The sequence below is a fragment of the Candidatus Symbiopectobacterium endolongispinus genome, assembly GCF_018777385.1.
Lineage (GTDB): Bacteria > Pseudomonadota > Gammaproteobacteria > Enterobacterales > Enterobacteriaceae > Symbiopectobacterium > Symbiopectobacterium endolongispinus.
In genome coordinates, this window is the sequence record NZ_JAFJYB010000006.1 from 98965 (window position 1) to 119418 (window position 20454).

At 54.0% G+C, this 20454-nt stretch carries 14 protein-coding genes and 3 pseudogenes; 4 read left to right on the top strand and 13 right to left on the bottom strand.

The features are described from left to right. The first annotated feature begins 292 nt into the window (after positions 1 to 292). The 3 genes and pseudogenes from JZM30_RS20635 (at position 293) to JZM30_RS20645 (ending at position 2415) form a co-directional block, all read left to right on the top strand. Positions 293 to 733, top strand: coding sequence for a hypothetical protein (locus tag JZM30_RS20635; protein WP_252321061.1), 441 nt, complete (start codon positions 293 to 295; stop codon positions 731 to 733). Positions 734 to 1035: 302 nt separating this feature from the next. Further along, positions 1036 to 1695 (top strand): metallophosphoesterase, encoded by a 660-nt coding sequence (locus JZM30_RS20640; protein ID WP_252321063.1) that lies wholly within the window; start codon positions 1036 to 1038, stop codon positions 1693 to 1695. A gap of 228 nt (positions 1696 to 1923) precedes the next feature. Beyond that, positions 1924 to 2415 (top strand): annotated as a pseudogene (locus tag JZM30_RS20645) (GNAT family N-acetyltransferase). Between the two features lie 52 nt (positions 2416 to 2467). Here JZM30_RS20645 and JZM30_RS20650 read toward each other — a convergent pair. Beyond that, on the bottom strand, positions 2468 to 2845 hold the full coding sequence (locus tag JZM30_RS20650) for a cytochrome b562 (protein ID WP_252321065.1): 378 nt from the start codon (positions 2843 to 2845) through the stop codon (positions 2468 to 2470). Positions 2846 to 3830: 985 nt separating this feature from the next. On the opposite strand from JZM30_RS20650, the gene JZM30_RS20655 reads away from it, so the two are divergent. Further along, positions 3831 to 4619, top strand: coding sequence for a beta-barrel domain-containing protein (locus JZM30_RS20655; protein ID WP_252321067.1), 789 nt, complete (start codon positions 3831 to 3833; stop codon positions 4617 to 4619). A gap of 42 nt (positions 4620 to 4661) precedes the next feature. Here JZM30_RS20655 and JZM30_RS20660 read toward each other — a convergent pair whose 3' ends face one another. The 12 genes and pseudogenes from JZM30_RS20660 to JZM30_RS20715 form a co-directional block, all read right to left on the bottom strand. Next, positions 4662 to 5252: a hypothetical protein gene (locus tag JZM30_RS20660; RefSeq protein WP_252321069.1), complete on the bottom strand. Its 591-nt coding sequence runs from the start codon at positions 5250 to 5252 to the stop codon at positions 4662 to 4664. A 150-nt stretch (positions 5253 to 5402) separates the two neighbouring features. Further along, positions 5403 to 7358, bottom strand: a complete 1956-nt coding sequence (locus JZM30_RS20665; protein WP_252321071.1) for an efflux RND transporter periplasmic adaptor subunit — start codon at positions 7356 to 7358, stop codon at positions 5403 to 5405. Continuing rightward, a pseudogene (locus JZM30_RS20670) lies at positions 7358 to 8712 on the bottom strand (efflux RND transporter periplasmic adaptor subunit). Before JZM30_RS20670 ends, JZM30_RS20665 begins: the two are co-directional and overlap by 1 nt. Further along, on the bottom strand, positions 8709 to 9455 hold the full coding sequence (locus tag JZM30_RS20675) for an efflux RND transporter periplasmic adaptor subunit (RefSeq protein ID WP_252321073.1): 747 nt from the start codon (positions 9453 to 9455) through the stop codon (positions 8709 to 8711). Before JZM30_RS20675 ends, JZM30_RS20670 begins: the two are co-directional and overlap by 4 nt. Next, positions 9455 to 11221 (bottom strand): annotated as a pseudogene (locus JZM30_RS20680) (TolC family protein). The gene JZM30_RS20675 and the pseudogene JZM30_RS20680 overlap by 1 nt, the downstream one beginning before the upstream one ends. 105 nt (positions 11222 to 11326) lie before the next feature. Beyond that, entirely contained in the window at positions 11327 to 13252 is a 1926-nt protein-coding gene (locus JZM30_RS20685; RefSeq protein ID WP_252321075.1) for a putative Ig domain-containing protein, read from the bottom strand. Continuing rightward, the gene (locus JZM30_RS20690; RefSeq protein ID WP_252321077.1) at positions 13201 to 14451 is read right to left on the bottom strand and encodes a lactonase family protein; all 1251 of its coding nucleotides are present in this window, start codon (positions 14449 to 14451) and stop codon (positions 13201 to 13203) included. Before JZM30_RS20690 ends, JZM30_RS20685 begins: the two co-directional genes overlap by 52 nt. Positions 14452 to 14688: 237 nt before the next feature. Then, entirely contained in the window at positions 14689 to 15723 is a 1035-nt protein-coding gene (locus tag JZM30_RS20695) for a beta-propeller fold lactonase family protein (RefSeq protein WP_252321079.1), read from the bottom strand. Positions 15724 to 15885: 162 nt separating this feature from the next. Next, a complete protein-coding gene (locus JZM30_RS20700) occupies positions 15886 to 17091 on the bottom strand; it encodes an autotransporter outer membrane beta-barrel domain-containing protein (protein WP_252321081.1) in 1206 nt (401 codons plus the stop codon). A gap of 48 nt (positions 17092 to 17139) precedes the next feature. After that, positions 17140 to 17571, bottom strand: coding sequence for a lactonase family protein (locus JZM30_RS20705; protein WP_252321083.1), 432 nt, complete (start codon positions 17569 to 17571; stop codon positions 17140 to 17142). A gap of 84 nt (positions 17572 to 17655) precedes the next feature. After that, entirely contained in the window at positions 17656 to 18630 is a 975-nt protein-coding gene (locus JZM30_RS20710; protein WP_252321085.1) for a WD40 repeat domain-containing protein, read from the bottom strand. A gap of 85 nt (positions 18631 to 18715) precedes the next feature. Continuing rightward, complete coding sequence (locus tag JZM30_RS20715) at positions 18716 to 20374, bottom strand: Tad domain-containing protein (RefSeq protein ID WP_368858849.1); 1659 nt, start codon at positions 20372 to 20374, stop codon at positions 18716 to 18718. Positions 20375 to 20454: the final 80 nt, after the last annotated feature.

Consider the following 20454-nt stretch of genomic DNA (forward strand, 5'->3'; position numbering starts at 1 on the left):
GCATCAGAGAAATGAGTTTGAATGAACCATAATGTGCTCAGATGTATAAATTCGTGTAAATGAGCATCTTTGCAGACGAATCTATCACATAACCAGGTAACCGACTATCTTGCGAAGGGCCTCTGTTCCACATAAAACCTAGGGATATTAATAAAAATCAGTGAGTAACGTCGCTATATTGAAAATTGTTAATTTTTCTCTTAAACCGATATTGCCCTGACAAAAAATGCGATATGTTACCTGAACCCCGGCGATGCAGAGCCATTGAGCAGGGGCATAATAAGAGGACAGGATGATGGCAGATGAGTTGCAGAACAAACTCGTTACGGCGTTAACGTCTCTGCGCGATCAGGGGAAAACGCCGACACAGGCCGTCGAGCATATGATTCAGGCATTGGGCGGGCATTATCATGATATTTCCCGCATTAGTGTTTTAAATGCCAAACTGATTGCCGATGTGCTGTATACGGTTTATCAGGGAAAGATCTCCGCCCATGAGTGGGCGGTGTTATTGTGCAATATGTGTTATGGCGGGCCTGATATCGCTCTGGCGCTTCGTACCACCTTTACCATGCTGGATGCGCAAGCGATTGGGGCGCTGCTGCTTGATACGCAGGTTTACCCTGAGAGTGAAAAACAACAGGTGCACCATGCGTTGCACTATGCGTTGCACTATGCAAAATTTTCTGTACCTGAATGCGATCAGGCGGTGGAGGCGCTTTACTCCGCTTAACACAACAACGGTGTTGCCGCCATACCGGCTTCCGGTGTGGCGGTGTGAGAACCTTTACTGACTTCCCTCCTGTGCACCATAAGGCCTGTATCGCCAATAACAGCACCGCGTAATCCTGCGTTTCTTTTTATAAGAATCGCTTTTTTTCTTGTCTCGGATCTTTTTCATGCTGATCGACGGCAATCTGTTACGCATAATTATGTGTGTCTGTGTGATTTTGTGGTTTTACTCCCTGATTGCATGAACAGTGCCCATGGCACGCCACATTACTTTAAGGCGTCATTGCAGTTCTGGAGGTTAAAATGCGCGAGGTTGTTCGCTACCGCAGTATTCGTGGGTATGATTATCGCCATGTGTGGGTGGTTGGGGATCTTCATGGCCGCTATCAACAATTGAAGCAGCAGTTGATTGCACGAAAATTTGATGAACGTTGCGACTTGCTGATCGCCGTCGGCGATCTTATCGATCGCGGAACGGACAGCGCGGCATGTCTGGCACTGTTGGATGCTCCCTGGTTCATTTCAGTGGCAGGTAATCATGAATGTATGGCGTATGCTGCGTTGCAAGGAGAAAGCAGCGACCACTGGCGCAACAATCGCGGTGACTGGTATTTCGAGTTGAGTCCGATACATCGTCATTCCATCGATCGACTGCTCCATCTGTCGTGGTCACTTCCACATGTTCTGGAAGTTAACGCGCAAACGCGCCTTTATGTTATTGCTCATGCGGATTATCCCTCTGCGCGCTATGATTTGGGCCTGCCCGTCAATGTGGATAATATCGTGTGGGGGCGCAGGCGGTTGCAGCGAGCGCAGTCTGGCGACTATCGGCGGATCGAGGGGGCCGACCGTTTTATCTTCGGACACACGCCGCTTAAAAAGGTGTGCGCCTATGCTAATCAGATCTATCTCGATACGGGGGCCGTCTATGGTGGGCCTCTTTCCATGGTACGCTTGCGCTAGCATGATACCTTTTCTGCGCTTTATTTTTTTCTTCCTACGTCCTGTTATTTTCCTCCGTGATAGTGACCATTGCACTCGCTGGTATGCTCGTTCTTGATCTCGCCGTGGCGTAACGAAATAGCGCCGTGGCGTGATTATTATCGCCCAATGAACAAAATGCTGTTCATACTGCAACCGCTCTAAGGTAGCATCGGGAGGCAATGTTGGTGTTTATAACAGGAAAGGATGATGAATATAACCATTTATCCCGCTCAGAAAGCAGATGCGGGCGTGATCTTGGATATGATTATTGAGCTAGCGGAATATGAACTTTCCCGTAATCAAGTGATCGCGACGCGAGAAGATATTGAAAAAACACTGTTTGGCCCTGATACGCGCACAGAAGCCTTGATTTGTGCCATTGATGGGGTACCGGTTGGGTACGCGGTATTCTTTATGAGTTACTCTACCTGGTTGGGTAAAAACGGTATTTATCTTGAAGATCTCTATGTAGCCAAACGTTTCCGTCAGCATGGGGCGGGCAAAGCGCTGTTAGCGCATGTAGCAAAATTGGCCAAAGAGCGTGGCTGTGGTCGCTTAGAATGGAGCGTACTGGATTGGAACTAGCCTGCTATCGATTTTTACGACAGTATTGGTGCTAACGCACAAAGTGAATGGATTCGCTATCGTTTGGACGAGCAAGGCATCGAGAATTTTTTGCGTAAACATGTAAGCGCGTGAATTGAAACTGGCTCGCGATCCGGTGGCCCGCAGAGAGGCCACCGGACGAATGCTATACACCGAGCTTCTTGTGGTACTCCGCACGGGTTTTTTTCAGATTATCTGTCGCGGTTTTCGCTTCAGAGAATTTTCCTGCATCCACCAGCGCAATGGCATCATCGATTTGCGTAATCAACTTGCCCAGACCTTCGTTAAACACCTGACTGTCAGGCCCTTTGTTAAACTCGGGATCGGCTTTGGCCTTGGTGGCGTGTTCTTTCATAGTCTGTAACTCAGATTTTAGCGTAGCCGCATCGCTGGCGCTGTTGGCACCTTTAAAGCTGCCTGCCATGGCACGCATTTCCTCTTTCACCGATGCCTGACTGGTCAACGGCAGTGCCAGCGTGACGCTCGCCAATGCGATGCTTACTGCAATCATTGCTCTTTTCATTGCTTACTCCTGTTGGGGGATGCTTTACCGGAAAGGATTCCCTTGTCGTTTTGTTATTGTTATGTGAAAGAGTATTCATGAGTCTGTGAGCGGGGTCAAATGGTATATCTGGTTTAATAGACGAAGAAAATCTGGTCAGTATGGGTAAGGTTAGCTTGTGCCAATGTTAATCCAATGCAAAAGAATATTTTAAAAATGGGATTCCCCTATTTTTTATATGTCCATAATATGAATGGGCTTCGTCTATACAATGCAGTTTTATATTAAATGAATCAATACCATTTTATTTTATTGTGGTGCTGGGAACTTCTTTGTTGTTTTTATTTGATTAATTTTCCTGATGAAACATAAATCGCTATCTAAAGTTGATGTAATTTATTTAAAATTCGCTGAGCATTTTATTATATATTTAATGATGTCGGTAATGTAGTTTTTTACTGGTGATGATTAACATCTTCACGATGAAGCTTGTTGTATATTGTTCATTTGTCTCATCATCTCTTATTTATTTTTTCTATGGATCGGTTTTTTTGTGATTTTTTTATTTTTAGCTTAAGTGAGGTGGTGAAATTATCTGAGGTTCAATGTTAATTCATAATGGGAGTGTTTTATGAAAGATTCATGGAATGATGATAATATTTTAATAGGCAGAGATAAAAAGGAAAAAACCAGTTTTACCAAGAGTTTCAAGATTCGTTTAAGCCATGTTTACAACATTTCTTCAGAAATTATAACGAGCACTCGCAATCTATTGAGTCTTCACTTAACAGTGACGACAACTTTAGACAGTCAGTGGTAAGGCTTAAGGATAAAGCATTTTATCTCGAAGGTTGGATTGATGTAATCGGACAGGGCGCGCGCTTGGCTAATCAACATATGAATAACCATGCCTTGGGGCGAGTAAAGCTGCAATGAGCGAGGTAGAAAATGAACGGTACGAGAAAGCGGTATATCAAAGCAAAAGGCGGTATTACACGCGCAAACAATGGGCCATCAATCTCGTAAACGGCTGGCTGAAGAACAGTTGATGGTTTTTAAAGAACAATATCAAGCGATTGAGAGCTTGTACCATAAAAAGATAGCCAGTCGCGACAGCTTACGAGAGCTCAAAAAGCACTATCTGACGGCGCATCATGCTGTCGATGGCGTAGCGGCAAACCTGGAGGAAAGCCGCCGTAGCTTGGCACAGTTGGAACAGGAACAACACAGCGCAGGGGCGGAAAAAATCAATGCTATAGCCCAGAATATCGCAGAGCGTGAACATGAAAATCACCTGTTGGCGAGCCAACTTAAGCAGGTTAATGCCCAAATAGCGCAGTATACTTTGAGCTCACCCGTAGAGGGTATCGTTGACTCGCTGGCCTTCCGCGATGCGGGAGGCGCTGTCGAACCGCCACAGGAACTGCTCAAGATTGTCCCAGTTGATAGCGAACTGGTCGCTGAAGTCATGATCAAAAACCAGGATGTGGTTTTTTTGCGGGAAGGGCAAACGGTGACGGTAAAAATCAACACCTTTGATTTTACTCGCTATGGCTGGGTAGATGGCACACTACAAAAGATCTCTGCCGATGCCTCAGAGGATAAGGAACTAGGGCTGGTCTATCGTGCGGTTATTGCTCTAAAGAACAGGACGTTGCGCGTCGGATCTGATGAATGGCAACTGGAACCCGGTATGCAAGTTACTGCGGAAATCAAAACCGGTAAAAGGACATTCCTTAGCTATCTCACCAGCCCGGCAATGGAAGCGCTGAACGATGTGGGCAAGCAGCGATAAACTACGCCATAAACTGCCCATAACGTCATTGGTCAGAGAGCATTATTTCGGTTTTCGCGAGCGTGCCTTTGATTGCGCAATGGCCTCCTGGGTTAACAACTGCTCCCGCTCGTGCCATACCTGGGCAAACATATCCGTTAGCACCGGATCGAACTTGAGTCTTTTGAGTTGGTAGCCGATGCCAAGAGCGGCGAGGTAGGTTTCTTCATCCAACTGTGTCTTGTGCACCAAAAAAGTCTCGATAAATTTCTTACCGCGCAGCGCCATAACCGGATCTTTTTCCAGTGGGAGCGTGTTGTTACAGGGCGTTTGTTGACAGATGCGCGTTGCCGTTCCCCTCAGTTTAGTATTTTTAAAAATGTCGTCGACCGCAGTGACCGCGATACCCATCGCCTGGCAGCGGCCCTGATGGCCTTCTTTAACCGCACAGCGGTACACGCTTTTCAAACAGGGGTGTCTTTTGGCGTTGTGAAACAGAAACCGCTCTCGTTGCTTTGTCAGCAGGGTGAGCAAGCTGTTTTCAATCTTTTTCATCAGATTCGGTGTTATTTTCTTCGGAGCCTGTTCTTTCTTACAATCCTCTTGCGCAATAAGGGGGCTTAGGTTCGGGGACTTGTAGAGTGTGATAATCATGTCATCTTCCTTGTTGTTCGTGATTAGCGCTCAGTATGCGCTACAGCCACTTGTTTTCTTGCTGAAAACGTTCCATGTGGCACTGATACTGACGGGGAAAATCACGCGCTACACTGTTTCTTCTTATAGTGAGTTATGCCAAATAATGATTTAAAAGGAGAGCTCGCGAATCAATACTGCCGATGCGAGTTTCCAGCCGCGCACCAACAGGCTTTGCGCTTCACCCTCCATCACTGCCGTACCGCGTAGCACTTGCCCCGGAGCATGAAAATCAGGCGGAATCTGTAGTAGGACACGATATACCGCCTGTTCCGGATGGAGTTTACGCTGTCCATCGCTCAGGGTGGCGATTGCTCCGCCGTAGAGGGAGGCCAACTCCGGCACGTTGTTCAGATCGCGCGCGGCCGTGCTGTCAATATCAGCGATGGTGACGGGTATCGCCCCATGGTTAACATCCTGAGCGTAAAACGTACCGGGATCACCGATGCGCAGGCGCTGCCACTCTTTTTCAGAAACGAAAGCCTCTACTAGCCCGCCGACAGGCTGAGTGACGATTGCCAGCCATTCACCTTGTCCAAGCCACTCCCCCTCCGACAGCGGTGTTGCCATATCTGCCACCACGCCATCCATCGGGGCGCGCACCGTTAGCTGTTCGGATTGGCGTAACAGCACCTGCAAACGCTGTTGTGTGGCATCCCGTTCTTGCTTGACACGCAGGTGATCGCTAGCGGCCTCCTTATTGAACAACTGGAATGTGCTTTGCCATTCCAACGTAGCGATTTGTCGCTCCAACTGCTGCCGCTCGTGGGTTAACGGTTCCGACGATAGCTGAAACAGCACTTGCCCGGCCTGAACCGGTTGACCTGTCTTTACCGCGATACTGGCGAGCATGGCGGGTAACGACGTATAGAGGCTGCTTTGCTGTTCTGCTCGCAGCAAGGCGGGCGCGTAAACGCTTTGTTGCCAGGGCAGCAGCAGGAGAAGCAGAACAAGGATACTGAGCGTCAGGGTGGTTATCATATTGCGATTCATGCGGTAGTCCTTGCGGCGTTGACACCACGCACTCAGTTCATTGACGACTGGCATCACCACGAAAACCCCGATCTCCACGGCAAACAACAGCATGCCCAATAGCTTAAAGGTCATGTGATAGACCAGAATCGCGATACCGGTAAACAGAAACAGGCGGTAAACCCATACGGTAAAGGCATAGCCAACCAGCGTGCGTTGCAACCAGCGCGGAAAGATCTCGGGTGACGCATCCCCAAGACCAAACAGCCATTCGCGCTGTTGCAGGTTGGGCACCTGCAAGGCATCCGACAGCAAAAAGTAACCGTCGAACCGCATCAGCTGGCTCAGGTTGACCGCTAGCGTCATGATCCAGGTGGTGGTGGCCAGCATAAAGGCGGCGCTGCGCAGCATGCCATCCGGCAGGAAGCTCCAGGCTAAGGTGGCCCAGGCGGCTAGCGCCAGTTCGGTCAGCATACCGGCGGCACCGATGGTGATGCGTTGACGCCTACGTGTCAGTTTCCACGATCCGGAAGTATCGGTGTAGAGCATTGGCATCATCACCAGAAACGCCACCCCCATGGTAGCGACGCGCGCACCAAAATGTTTACAGGCGTAGGCATGGCCGAATTCGTGCAGGATCTTGGTAACGCACAGCGTGAGCCCGGCCAGCGTGGCGCTAAGAAAACGGTCCGGGTGCCACAGGGGAATACGGAAAAAAATATAGTTCTTCAATAATATGCGCCACAGTGATACCCGTGAGCGCTGAACTTGCTGAGAAAATTGTGCCAACGCCTTATCGCCGCTGACGCGCGTCAGACTGTTGGTTTGCAGAAAGTGGTTGAAGTAGTGCACATCACTTTCATCCAGTGCCAGCGTCGACTCCTGTTGGATATCCGTAATAATGCGTGCGGCATCACCCAGTGACCAGCGAGACAGCATCGCCATCTCGGGCCAACCGATACGAAAATAGAGGCGGCGCAGCGGATCTCCCAACGTCCAACTGGGGGAACCATCGCGGTTCGCTGGGCCTTTATGCAAAATCAGCTCATCCCGTAACTGGCTGAGCGCCGAAGCCGAAGGGGTTCCCGGCAGCATCAGACCCCCAGCCAAACGCGCAGCGTCGCCAGCGGTTTACGCAGCAGGTAAGCGACCAGCAGCGTGCGCTTACCGTACAGCTTGGCCGTGCCTTTTAGCCCGACGCGCCGTTGTGCATCGTCCTCAGTGAAGCTGGCGCGCAGGCGGTAGGCCATTACGTTATCCGGTGTGAGCGCCGCACGATAACCTATTTGCGTCAGTTGCGCCTCCTGAGCGGCATTGGGGGCGACGTTCAGGAATAGTCGCACATCTGCGCGGTTTCCGGTGCAATTGCATCCGCCGCAGGCAGTTGGATCTCCAGCCCCACGTCTTTCGGGTCGGCGACCATCATGATCCGCTCGCCGACAGCCACTGAACGGCTAATCCATTCACTGGCATCGTCAAACACCGCCACGCCGTCGCGCGGTGAGGTCAACTGCATACGTTCCAGTTGGCGCAGGAGAAAGTCTCGTTCGCTTTGTGCCTGCTCACGGCGGCTTTGCAGAACCGCCAGACTGGCCTTGCTGTTGGCATCAAACAGCGCCTGTTGTTGTGCCTGACGGTACTGGGCATCGGCGGTGGCAAACTTCTGGCGCGCGGCTTCCAGTCGGTTTTCCAGTTCACGTGCATCCAGCCGCGCCAGAGGCTGATTGGCGCGAATAGGCTGATTGGGGCGCACCAGAATATCGTCTACCACCCCAGCGACAGGCGCACGCACCATCACCGGTTGATGCGCCACAATCTCTGCCGGGGCCAGCACGGACTGGCGCACCGGGATCAGCATGATTAACGCCAATGCTACGGTGCCAAACAGCATCATGCGGCGTTTTTTCGGGTGTGTCGGCGTGGGACGGCGCTGTTTATGCAAGCTGGACCAGGCGTGGGCGTAAGGTTCTGCCAGCGTGTCCAGCAACAGGATTTCTGGTGCCAGTCACGGCGTTTAGCGCGCCAGAATCAGCGCCAGTGCGGTTTCACCCTGTGCCGTTCGCAATAGCAGCCACAACAGGTGTTCTGGCAGATGCTCATGCCACAACGCCTGATCCTCAAACGGCAGATCCTGACAGCGTAGCGTGCTGCTCTGACGCTGTTCTGCCTGCCACTGACGGCACCACCGGCTAAAGGTGCTGCTAAAAGGCGCATTGTGATCGAGCGATGCCAATCCCGAGACCGCCTGTAACCGTTGCCGGTCATTGCTCCACAACAACGCCTGACGATATTTCACCAGCGAATGGGTTTCATTGACGATGAAAAACGCCAATTCATCAGCCGTTTCACGCGCACGAGCGCGCCGTTGCAGTTGCAGCAATTCGGACAATAGCCTGAGCTGTGGGCCTTGCTCAGTATGCGCCGCCGACGCGGCGGCCGGACTGATCATGGAGTGATGCCATCTGGCGACGCTATCTGCGCGACACCACTCATGCCCGGCAGTAAACCAGCGCTCGGCTGGGCCAAACGTCCAAACATTTTCACTGACTGACTCACCGGTTCCACCGAGGAGGAGATACGACTAATCTCCGCCGGGTAGGTTAATCCAGTTTCATCCAGCGTTACCTGAAATGGACTGCCTTGTTTCAGCCACACCAGCCAGCGAGAAGGCACGATCATCTCCAGTTCAAAGGCGCTGTCGTCATAGATAGCCAGTAGCTCCTTGCCTTCCGGCACGGACTCCCAGCGTTTGACCTTGGTTTCGGTGACGCGCCCAGAGAAGGGCGCTTTGATGGCGCAACGTTGCAACATGGCGCGATTCACGCCGCTTTCCGCCTGTGCCATGGTGACTGTGGAGCGCGCTTGATCCACCTCTGACAGGCTGATGGCGTTGAGCTTGTCGAGACGGTCGGCGATAGCCAGCTTTTTACGCGCGGCGTTTTCTGCCGCGCTGGAGTAGTTTAATTTCTCACGCAGCACCGTGCAGTCGAAGGTCAGCAGGATATCTCCCTGCTTAAAGTGTTCGCCTTCTTTCACGGTGATATCGGTGATTTTACCGGCAATTTCGCTCGATAGCACGCTATAGCGCTGTGCACTGAGCTGAACGCGAATGTCCCCCTGCGCGGCCTGCCACCACAGGGGCAGAGCCAGCGTGCTTGCCAGCAGCAGCGGTCGCATCATGCTGCTCATCATTACCGTGTGCCTCCCGCCTGAAGGGATTGCAGGTTATCCCACATATCAGTGTTGACCACGCGATACGGTTTGGCTGCGGCTGATGCTGTTGCGGGGATGTGGGCTACCACGGAGGCCGTGGTGGGTAATGTTGCAACAGATGGCGCGACGACAGGTGCCACAGGCGCAGCCGCTGCCAGCGACAGGCGCGGCACGGCGACACCACCTTTTTCCAGCGTGCCTGTGGTGCGGGCGATGCTACTGCTCAATGCGGCCAGGCTGACATCGTTGACGTTATCCGGCAGCACGTCCAGCCCCGCCGCTTGGTAGACCGCACCCAGCGCGTTTTGTACGTCGGCAAAGCTGCGATCGCGTGCGCGCGTAGTGAGAATGGTTTCGGTGCTGACCCGCACCTGCTCCATATGCGTTTCGGCCCGGTGCTGTACGCTCAGTGCCGTCTGATTCAGGATGCCGCGCTGGATGCGTGCCAGTTCCTGATAACGCCCAAACATGCGTGTGCTTTGTTGGTATTCCTGCCAGGCTACGTTCACCTGTGTCAGCACCGCCATACGCAATGCCTGACGGCGTACTTCTGCCAGATCTTCATTGGTTTCACCGGCACGTTTTACCGACGACTAGGACAACACGTTAAGCAGATTTCCGCTGACCTGAACCCCGGCACTGGCCCATTGCTGATTCACCAGATAGCTATTGCTGTCACTGTTCACACCGGCAAACAGCGAGACGCCCGGCAGCAGGCGCAGCAGCGATTTACGGGTTTCCAGCACGCTGTTACGCGCCAGATAGCCCTCTTCGCGCACCTCGGGGCGTTTTACCATGGAGAAGTTTTCCAGATCGTCGAGTGAATAGACGATCTTCGGTGCCACCAGACTGCTTTCACTCGGCACCACAACGTCAAACTTGCTGGAGGGCGGCAGGTTCATCAGCGCAGCCAGACGCGATTTCGCCACCACCAGATCGCTGTCGACGATCTCTAGCTGGCGCACCATCTCCAGCATGTTTTTCTGGAAGCGCAGCGCTTCCACCGGTGCCAACAGCCGTTGTTGTTCGGTCTGACGCGCATAGTCCAGCGTCTGACGAGCTTGCGTCAGCGCGGTGGTGACTTCCGGTTGTAAACGCTGGGCGGTGGCGGCTTCCCAGTAGGCTGTGCGCACCTGCCGGGTGATATCTGCCACCACACGACGGCGACGCTCTTCTGCTGCCAGTGATTTGTTGGCCTGCACCTTGGCGTTAAAGTAGCTGATACCGAAATCCAACACGTTCCAACTTAACGAGAGATCGGCGGTGCGCGTGGTTTGATCCTGACTGGTGGAGGGTTCCAGTGATTCACGCCCGCTGGAGATCGATTTGCTGCTGGAAGCCGCAACGCTGTCGCGGGTTTGCATCCCGGCACGTGCGGTCAGTTTAGGCAGCAGCATATCCAGATTATGAACGCCGAGCAGGTTATCTTCCATGGCCTGCTCGAGCAGCGTCACGCGCTGTTGCAGGTTGTATTTCAACGCACGCGCAATGGCTTCTTCCAGCGTAATGGTGCCACGTACCGGCTCCTGATTGGCGAACATCTGCGTTCTGTCGCTCAATGCCTGTGCCACCTGCTGTTCGGTGGTGATCGGTTCCGGTTTGACGGCGCAGCCCGCCAGCCCGATACAGGCAAGGGCGACGGCGATACGCAGTGCTTTGGTGCCAGAAAGCCGTTGCGGCACGGTAGTGACAGGCTGATGGTGGTGTTGCTGGCTATCCCAGAAAGTGGCTGTGTGCTGATTCACCTGGTTATTCCCTCTTGTAATGGGTTTATTCTCTGTCGGCTGTGGGCTAAACGGCTCGCAACCGACTGAACGTATGGTTAAATGCTGCAATATGTCCCGCACCTGTCACGCGCGCAGACGGCTCAATTCACTCAGTGCGGCCAGCAGTGCATCCTGCCCGGCGCGCGGTGCGCTAAACTGCTCGCTAAACGCGGTTTTTCCCGTGGGCAATGCGATTTCAATGCGACTGTCCTGCACGCTTTCGGCCGCTAACGGCGGCAGAGCGGTGGAAGCACCGCGATCCGTTGGCTGGTTTGTCGATGTCTCGTGTCCGGTTTGCAACGTGACAGGTATCGTGCGACGTGCGCCGTCGGCCGCCTGCGCGGTCAGCGCCAACTGGATCTGGTTTACCTGCACGGCGTCAGGATCGGTGATGCGTAGCTGACCGTTGCGGGCATCAAACTGAATCCAGGCGGGCAGAGGGCGACCATTGGCGAGCTGCAACGATCCCTGTAGGCTGCTGTAGGCCGATTCCAATGAAGATGTTTGACCGGGTACGCGCTGGAACAGCGATGAATCCGTCACTCGTCCCGGCGTGTTGTCATGCTGAACCGGGTTGCCGCGCGTGGCAAAATTCACCGTTTCCAGCGACGGGAGTAGCGTTTGCATCACAGGGTCGAGCACCCACGGCGCGGCGGTGCGTTCTGCTGCCGAGTAAGGCTGCGCTGCCGCAAATTCTGCCGGTAATAGAGTGTGTGCTGCTGTCGGTGAAGGCGTTTGAGACAGTGCCGCTATGATCGTGCTTAAGGGCTGTTCCTGCTCCCGTTCCTTCAACACATCAGGTACGTTTGCTGATGAGGTTGTCAGAATCACCGGGGCAGGGGTTGTGCTATCTGGCGTTTCTGGTTGCGGCGCCACAGGGGCTTGCGCGACGCTTACATTGACCGAATGTGTGGCTTGCGCGTTGCCATCGCTGGCGGTGATGGTCACGGTAAACTCACTGGACGCCGTAGGCGTACCTGAAATCGTGCGGGTTTGCGCATCAAAGCTCAGCCCGTCCGGCAAGCCGCTGACACTCCAGGTCAGCGTGTCGTTATCGGCATCGGTAAGCAGGTTTTCCGGCAAGGTGTAGTGATACGCGCTGCCCGCTTGCAGTGTGCCCAGATTCAGTCCGGCGTTATCGTTGTAGACGGGGGCACTGTTTTCGGGGACGTCACTTCCTTTGAAGGTGATGACGGTTTTTTCGCTGAATTCAGTCTTAAGATCCTGCCGCCAGTCCCCCTCCTCATAAACGGTCAGGCCCACCGTGCGGCTACCCGTAGCGTCTGCGTCGTTGTGGCTATAGGTGATACCATCGATCAACTGTGCGGTTCTGGCTACGTCACGCGCAACATACAGCGTCACGGTGGCAACGCCTTTGCTGACACTGACGCGGTATTCCATCCCGCTTTCACCAACAAAAGCCTGATAGTCGATGGTCTTGTCGAGCAAGATCTCCCCACCCTCTACATGCAGCACATCACCTACACTGGCTGGGGAAACGGAAATCTCTACCCGATGGATTTTTTGGCCAGTTTCAATGGTGTCAATGATCGTATTCTTGAACAGTGTGATCGCACCGTTGCCCGGTACGTAGGTTGAGTTCACTAGCTCTGTGCTGACCACTGCCGGATCGTTAATGCCGACGAGATTCACCACGGTAGTGAACTCTGCCGTATGATTTTGCCCGTCATTGAAGTTGATACGGAAAGTGGCCTCAGTGCCCGCAGCCGTCTGGTCGTTACTGGTGGACTGATAAGTAATAGCTCGCAGCACCTGCTGTGCTTCAGCTTGCGTGACGCCTGCCAGGAAAGTGAGGGCCAGTTTGCCATTGGCATCTGTCGTGGCATTGGCGATGGCCTTGTCTCCCAGAGATATTTTGCCATCTTCTGCCAGGGTCAGGCCGCTGCCGGCGGAAAGCCCTAACCGATCGCCAACCTGTGCGCCGCCGGTGCGTTCAATCACCAGCGTGGCACCTTGATAGCTGCTTTCATCGTTGACAGGGGCAGACAACGCCCCTCCGGGGAGCAGGGCGACGGCATCGCTTCTTTCCGTAAAGGGCGCGCTGGCGGGAATGAGATCGAGGATGATGACCCTTCCGGCGTATCGTAATTCAGGGTTCCCGTAAGGTACAGCTGCTTGCCATAGGCACTGAATGATGCGTAGCGCACCTCGTTTAACGTTGTGCCATTGTAGTTAGCTATATCGCCAAAACCTTCTACTGCCTGAAGCTGTGTCAGGCTACCATCGGTAGCGCGCGCATAGAGAATGACGCCGTAGGTGTTGTAATTTTCGCTACGACCCAGTTCCCCAGTGATCACCACGGAGGTACCATCGGGGGAGACCAGCACCTGCTTGACACTGGTGGCATCTTCGCCAATCGGCAAGGTAGATGTTGCGGTGAGCGTGCCATCTTGTGCTACCGCAAAGATATGCAGTGAGGTGTTGTTATCCACCACATACAGTGATTTTCCGTCTGGTGAAACCGTGATGGCAGACGCGTAGTAACCCTCTTCACTGGCCGTCGATCCGGCGATAACTTGTTGATAGGTCAGGGTGCCATCGTCGCCCACGCTGAATCGGCTTACCACCGTATCGCCGCCGGACGTTGCGACAAACAGCGTTTTGCCATCGGGTGACAGGGTCAGGGCATTGGCCCCGTCGAGTTGCAGGCCGGTGTCTCCCGCATCGCTGAGCGTTGTTGTCAGCGTCAACGTCTCTCCGCTGCGGGTAAACACCAGCAGGCTATCGCCACTGGTGACGTAGACTTTATCGCCCTGTGCCAACACATCGCGTACCATGCCGAGATCGCTGCCAACGTTGCCAATTTCATGCAGATCGCTGGCATCGAATAGCGCGATATTATCCGCACCAATGACATACAGGCTGTTGCCATCGTTGGAAACGCGTACTTGTGTCGCGCCCGTCAATCCGGTGATGTCAGTGCTTTTTGTCATGTAAAGCGCGCCGTCGGTATCACGCTCGACCAGATACAGAACGTTGGACTCAACGTCCTGTCCGGTGCCTGTTGTTTCGTCATAAACCCAATCGCTGTGTGTGCGAACCAGGTAGATTTTATCCCCCACCACCGTGATCCCCTGAACGCCGGTAAAGATCGAGTTGCCTTGCTCGTCTTTTACATCGAACAGACTGTCATAATCGAGTGCGCCGGTTTCGGCCCCCAGATGTGGCGTCAAACGTGTGTCGAGCACGGCAACGGTGCTGTGGATATCGAGTGTGGTGGTATTGTCTTCGGCATCAACCAGTTGTGTCAGCGTGACGGTGACAGCGCCCTCTGCGACATCGCTGCCGGTAACCTGATATTGGAGCGTGTCGATCAGGGTGTTTACTGCATCTGTCGTGTTGTTGTCACCCTTCAGTGCGAGTGTGATGGTAGTGGTGCCATCGTTAACCGTTACCTTATAGTGATGGCCTTGCGCGGTCCCCCCCTAGCTGCCGGTCAACGAGATGGACGTGCCATCAATCACCAGTGTTTCATGGGTGCCGGAACGGTTGATCGTGAAGGTCAGTTCAGAGAGCGCAGCGCCTGCGTTGCCAAGCCGCACATCCACATTATCGAACAGATCGACCCGCGCTGGCGCTTCGGTGCCAGTGTTAAGGTACGTGACCTGCTGCAATACCTGATTGGCGGTGGCGTTGTCCACATTAGCGCTAAAGGTGATGGTCAGTACGCCATCCTGCGTCGCGAAGGTGGCAATGGTTGTCTTGCCCTTCATGATGGTGCCGTTTTCCAGACGCAACCCGGAACCATTCTTAAAACCGAATTGATCGTCTGCCGAGGCACTGCTGGCGCGATTGAGGGTCAGCGTCGTGCCTTTGTAATCCGTGGTTTGATCCGCATCGACATCAGAGAAGTGTAATCCTTCAGCGAAGCGCGTTGAGCCATTGGTGGTGTAAGTCGCATTCGGCAAAGCAGAAACGATCGCCAACCCGGTGCCGCCGGAACTGCGTCCACTGTAGAGATTGAGTCCATCCGCACTGACCGCAATGTGGTTGGTTCGTGAGCCAGTATCGAGGGCGCTGACAAACGTCAGCGCACCGGTAACGGTATCGCGACTGAACACCAGTACTGAGCCGCCGTTCATGCCAGCATAAAGTGCTGTGCCGTCTTGAGAGATAACCAGTTCGCGCACGGAAAGCGCATTGCTGGGAGTGTAGCCCTTGTTATAGAGGTCCAGCGTGCCGACATAGGTCAAACTGCCATCGCTGGCGTTGCGGCTGAAAATTGACAGCGTGGCCTGCTGCCCGGAACCGACATAAACAAAATTACCGTCGGGGGATAGGGTAATGTCTTGCAAATTAGCCAAATCCGATTTGCCATCTCCCGAGATAACCATACCGCTTGGCGCATTCATGCCGAGCGCTGCGGAACCCCCTTGATACTCGCCTAAATAGGTGAGGGCACCCGTATTCAGGTCGCGAGAGAATTGGGCCAACACCGATTTGCCGGTCGTGCCATCCACCGTCGTCAGGCCGTTGATGGTATAGAGCTATGTACCATCCGCTGAAATCACGATTTCGGTGATCTGTGCATCCAGCCCTGTCGCACCATCGACACCTTGAGTGGCTACTATACCCGCGTAAGTATATTGGCCAGTGGTGGCATCGTAGCTGAAAAGCACCAGTTAGTACGTTGTCGCATCGCCGCTGTGACCGGCGACGTACAAATCGTTGCCATGCATCGTCATTGTGGTGATGCCACCGAGGCCGTTGGCTTCCATGGCTGCTGTATCCGGGTTGTCGCCCTCACCCTGAATAAAGGTTTGCACCAGGGTTAATTCACCGGTCGTGCTGTCACGGCTGTAGATGCGCAGCGTACTGTTACCACCCGCATTGGCTCCATCGCTGCCGCTGACCAACAGCGTTTTGCCATCCTCCGACACAGCGATCGCCGTGACGTATTCACCGTATCCGCTCAGCGTGCCATTATTGTAATAGAGCGTGGCATCGGGGTTGGTGATGGTGTTTTGCCAACCAGGCGCATTGTTTATCGCCAACGCGATGGTGGCGCTGATTGCCAGATCGCCAGTGTCGTTACCTTCACCTTCGGTGCCACCGTTGTCACGCAGACTGGTCAGCGTGATGGTGTGTGTGCCTGTGGTAGCCTGTTCGGTGTCGTTCACGTAGGCAATACCGTTGACCAGCGTTTGTGCCGCAGCGGCGGTTACGCCCACTTCATGGCTGATCGTCAGTGTGCCTGTTTCGTAGTTACGGGTGTATGTGTAGTGATAGTCACCTGCCTGACCGCTGCCGTCGCTCGCCAAATCGATGCGCGTGCCAGCGATAACAATAAATTCATTCGCAGTGTTGTCTACGCCCTCAATGGTCAACGTCAGTTCGATAATTGACTGACCTATATCACCGGCGCTGATCGTGGTATTGCTAAACGGATTGACCACCGTGCCATGGGTATCATAGGTCTTGTTGCCAATGGTGGTGGCATCGAGCGTTGGGGCGGTATTGTTGGTGATCAGCACATCCAATGTGACCGTTTGGCTGTCTGCCTTGCCGTCATTGGCGCGCAGGGCCAGTTTCACCAGCGTGCCATTGGTATCGGCACCGGTGTTGCTGTAGGTGATCTGATGCAATACCGCATTGGCATCGGCTTTACTGGCACCCGCCAGGAAGGTGATGGTGAGCGTGCCTGCACTTTGGCTGAAGGTGGCGATAGCGGTATCGCCTTTCATCACTTGCCCGTCGATCAGTTGCAGGTCACTGCCTTGCGCAAAGCCTAACTGGTCGTCGGCTGCGCGGGAAAGCGTTAACGTGGTGCCGTTATAATCCCCATTGCCGTCTGCCAGACGGTCATTGTTGGCATCAGACAGCATCAAGCCGTGCGCCTGCGTAATTTCTCCACCGCGCAACAGCGTTTGGATGGGCTAGTAGCGGCTGATACCGTTGCCAGAAATTAGAATGGAGTTGCCATCGGCAGAGACGGCGATGTCACCGCCGTTGGTAGTGCCGGTGCTGCTGCCGGTGAGCGTCAGGCTGCCATTTTCACCCACAGCGTAAACATTCAAGGTGCCCGTCGTGGTCGCGGCGTAAAGCTGAGTGCCGTCGTTGGAAGTGGTCAGCGCGTAGTCGACGGCGCTTTGCCCTGTTTTAGTGAGAATGAGGTCATCGATCAGAGTCAATGTGCCAGTCGTTGCATTACGCTGATATACCTTGATCTCGTGAGGAGCGATGAACGAGGCGCCGCTGTGAATCACATAGACATAGTCACCGGAGGTGGCAATCATGCCATTCCGATGGGCGTCCAGTTTTTGCACCTGAGTTAATGCTCCGTCGGCATCGCGGTTGTAGACATACACCTCACGTCCGGAATTGCTGCTGGCATCGACATAGACTTGCTTGCCGTCATCCGAAATCGCCAGCCCGCCGGTTGAGCCGCCGCCTTACATCTTGGTGGTGCTGACATACGCCAGCTCGCCGTCGTTAACGCTCAGTTGAATCAGGTTACCGTTACCGGCAATGGTGTAGACCGATTTGCCATCGGCACTGACCACCAGATGATTAACGGTGCCGAGGTCTTCAACCACCAGGCTCTGCTGTTGGGTTAAGCGCCAGGTGCTGTCGACGGAGAAAACGGTGATGGTGTTGTCGGAGCCAGCGGTGTACACGTGGCTGCCATCTGCGGAATAGGCAATTTCCTTCGCTTTCGCTAGTGTGCCTGCGGTAAAGGCCTCCGCTTCCTGTAATATGCTGCCGGAAAGCGCGGGCGGCACGTTAATCTTGTTGTCTACTGTCACGGTGGCGTGAATATCCAGCGTAGCGGTAGCGTCCTGATCGCGCAGACTTTTCAAGGTAACGGTGACATCACCACTTGCCACGGTGCTGTCCAGCGGTTTATAAGCAATGCCGTCGATCAGTGTGGCGACATCCGCGGGTTGATAAGCCTCTGACGAGGCAATACTCAGCGTGATGGTGGTGGTGTTACCGCTGACGGTGACCTTATAACTGTAACCGTTGTCGAGGGTCGAATCGCTCCCGGTGGTGGTGGGTTTCAGGGCAATTTCACTACCATCTATCATCAGCACTTGATTGGCACCGGCGCGATCGACGGTGATCACTAACTCGGTCAATTCCTTGCCGCTGCTATCCGTACCGGTGTCAGTGGACACGGTCACCTTACTGAACAGATCCACGGCGGCAAAGCCTGTCTCTCCCTCGTTGATGGTTACCGTACCGTGGGCGGGGGTGGCATCTACACCCGGTGCGCTGTCGGTCGGTGCGATAACCTGAGCCGCGACGGCATCAGCGGTGGCGACGGCGTCGGCGTCGGCGTCGAACATCATGCGCGGTTCCAACACAAATGCCTGACGGGGTGGGCGCGCAGGTGTATTACCGGCTTTGGAACGGGAAAATGTCATGGTGTCATGTCCTGTAGTTAAGGTGTCAAAATTAACGTGCCAACGTTGAAGGATGAATCACATCATTTCTTTTAAAGTCAGATGGTTATTCAATCAGGCGCACATGGACGCCTTCCGTTTCGATCTGGCTGGCGATACGTTCCAGACGTGCTGCCAGCGGGTCTTCCGCTGCACCAAACCCTCGACCGTCGATAAAACCCATGCGTTTATCGCCTTCGGTGCAGATCAACAACCCGGGGGTGGCAATGTCATCAAACAGATTCTGACCGTAGTTATCAGGGTACCCTGGCCGGACACCGACGAAATAGAATTTGATATTGCGTGCACGAAAGCTGGTACACAGGTCTTCAAAGCGGCGTTTTGCGAACTCACGTGAGCCATCGCTGCCTGTTTCTCCGGCGAATTGGCCGGGATTGAAGTTGTAGCTGTCGGTGTCGAACTGGCCGTGCCCGCTCGTACCTTCCGGATCGGAATAGGTATCCGCCAGAATAATGACCACTTTTTGACCGTCACCGCTGCCGTCGACATTGAAATCCAACGGCAATTTCGCGTCGCCCCAGCCTTCGCTGCCGCGCATGTTGGGCGATAGCGCAGCACCCGCCCATGACATCGCAATGACGTAGTTGACGTTAAAACGGATTGAGAATTGATCGACGCGTTCGTCCACCTTGTTCAGATCGTTGGTGAGCGGCAACAAAGCGGCATTGGGGCAACCTTTATCTGCAACCATACAACGGGTGTCGTTAACCCCTGTGGCTTGACCAAAGAAAGGATTAGGGCCAACCCATGAGATAGGCTCCGCACCGGGACTGCCGTTTTGTGGCAAGTCGGCGCGGTAATACACCCTGAATTGCGCCACCGAGGGCTCATCCCAGAAAAAATTCTCTTCTTCCAGCCCGCGATACATGCACAACAGATTGGCGCGTCTATCGGGAATACGGCGATCGGCCAGGCTGGCGTAACCGGTACGAAACAGCGAGCTAAGCTCTATCGGGTTCAGCGCTCCCGGTCTGGCCCAACGGCGAATACGGTTGGCATCCTGTGCGTCGTAGACATTCACCGCCTGGCTGAACGGCACCAGCGAGATCCACAGGTTGTCACGTTTGCCGTATGCGCTGTCCAACATGCGCTTGGCAAAATCCTTACTCAGTCGCTTTAGCGCAGCAAGATCGCGCGTGCTCATACCGTTAATGACGGGCAGCACCATCGCAATTTCCGTTGGGCGGTTGATCACTTCTGCCGTGGAGTAAACCGCCTGTTTCCGGGTACCCAGTTTTAACAAGCTGGGCTGGGTGTTGAAGCTGGCTTCGACGGTGTACGTTTTACGCGTGTTGTTTTTGCGCCCTTCCGTGACGGTGACGTCTTCACGGGTGAGTTTATTGTCGAGTGCGTTGTTTAACCCGAGGTTGTTTTTGACGTATTGATAAGCCAGTTCTTTAATTTGTTCTGGGTCATACTCGTCGCCGTTGATCGTGGCCTGATGCGCGACAGACAGTGCGGCGGCGTCTGTTGCGCGCTTGATCTGCGTGGCATCGCCAGTGGCCGTTGAGGTATCGACAATGAAGGCCGCGCTGACCAGCAGTGCCATAGTACCGAGCACGTAGAACGCCGTGCCTGCACCGGTTTCCTGATGAATAAAAGCGGACAGCGCGGCGCGCCAAAAGGGGCGGGCGCGATGGCTGTCTTTTTTCAGTTCACTGTTTTTAATCGCTTTTTTATCTGTTATTATCCTGAATGACCAAATTTACTGCATAGCTATCCCGCCCGAATAAGCGGGAAAAAATACGACATGGCTCTGTATCGGTGCGCGTGGTTATGGTGGGT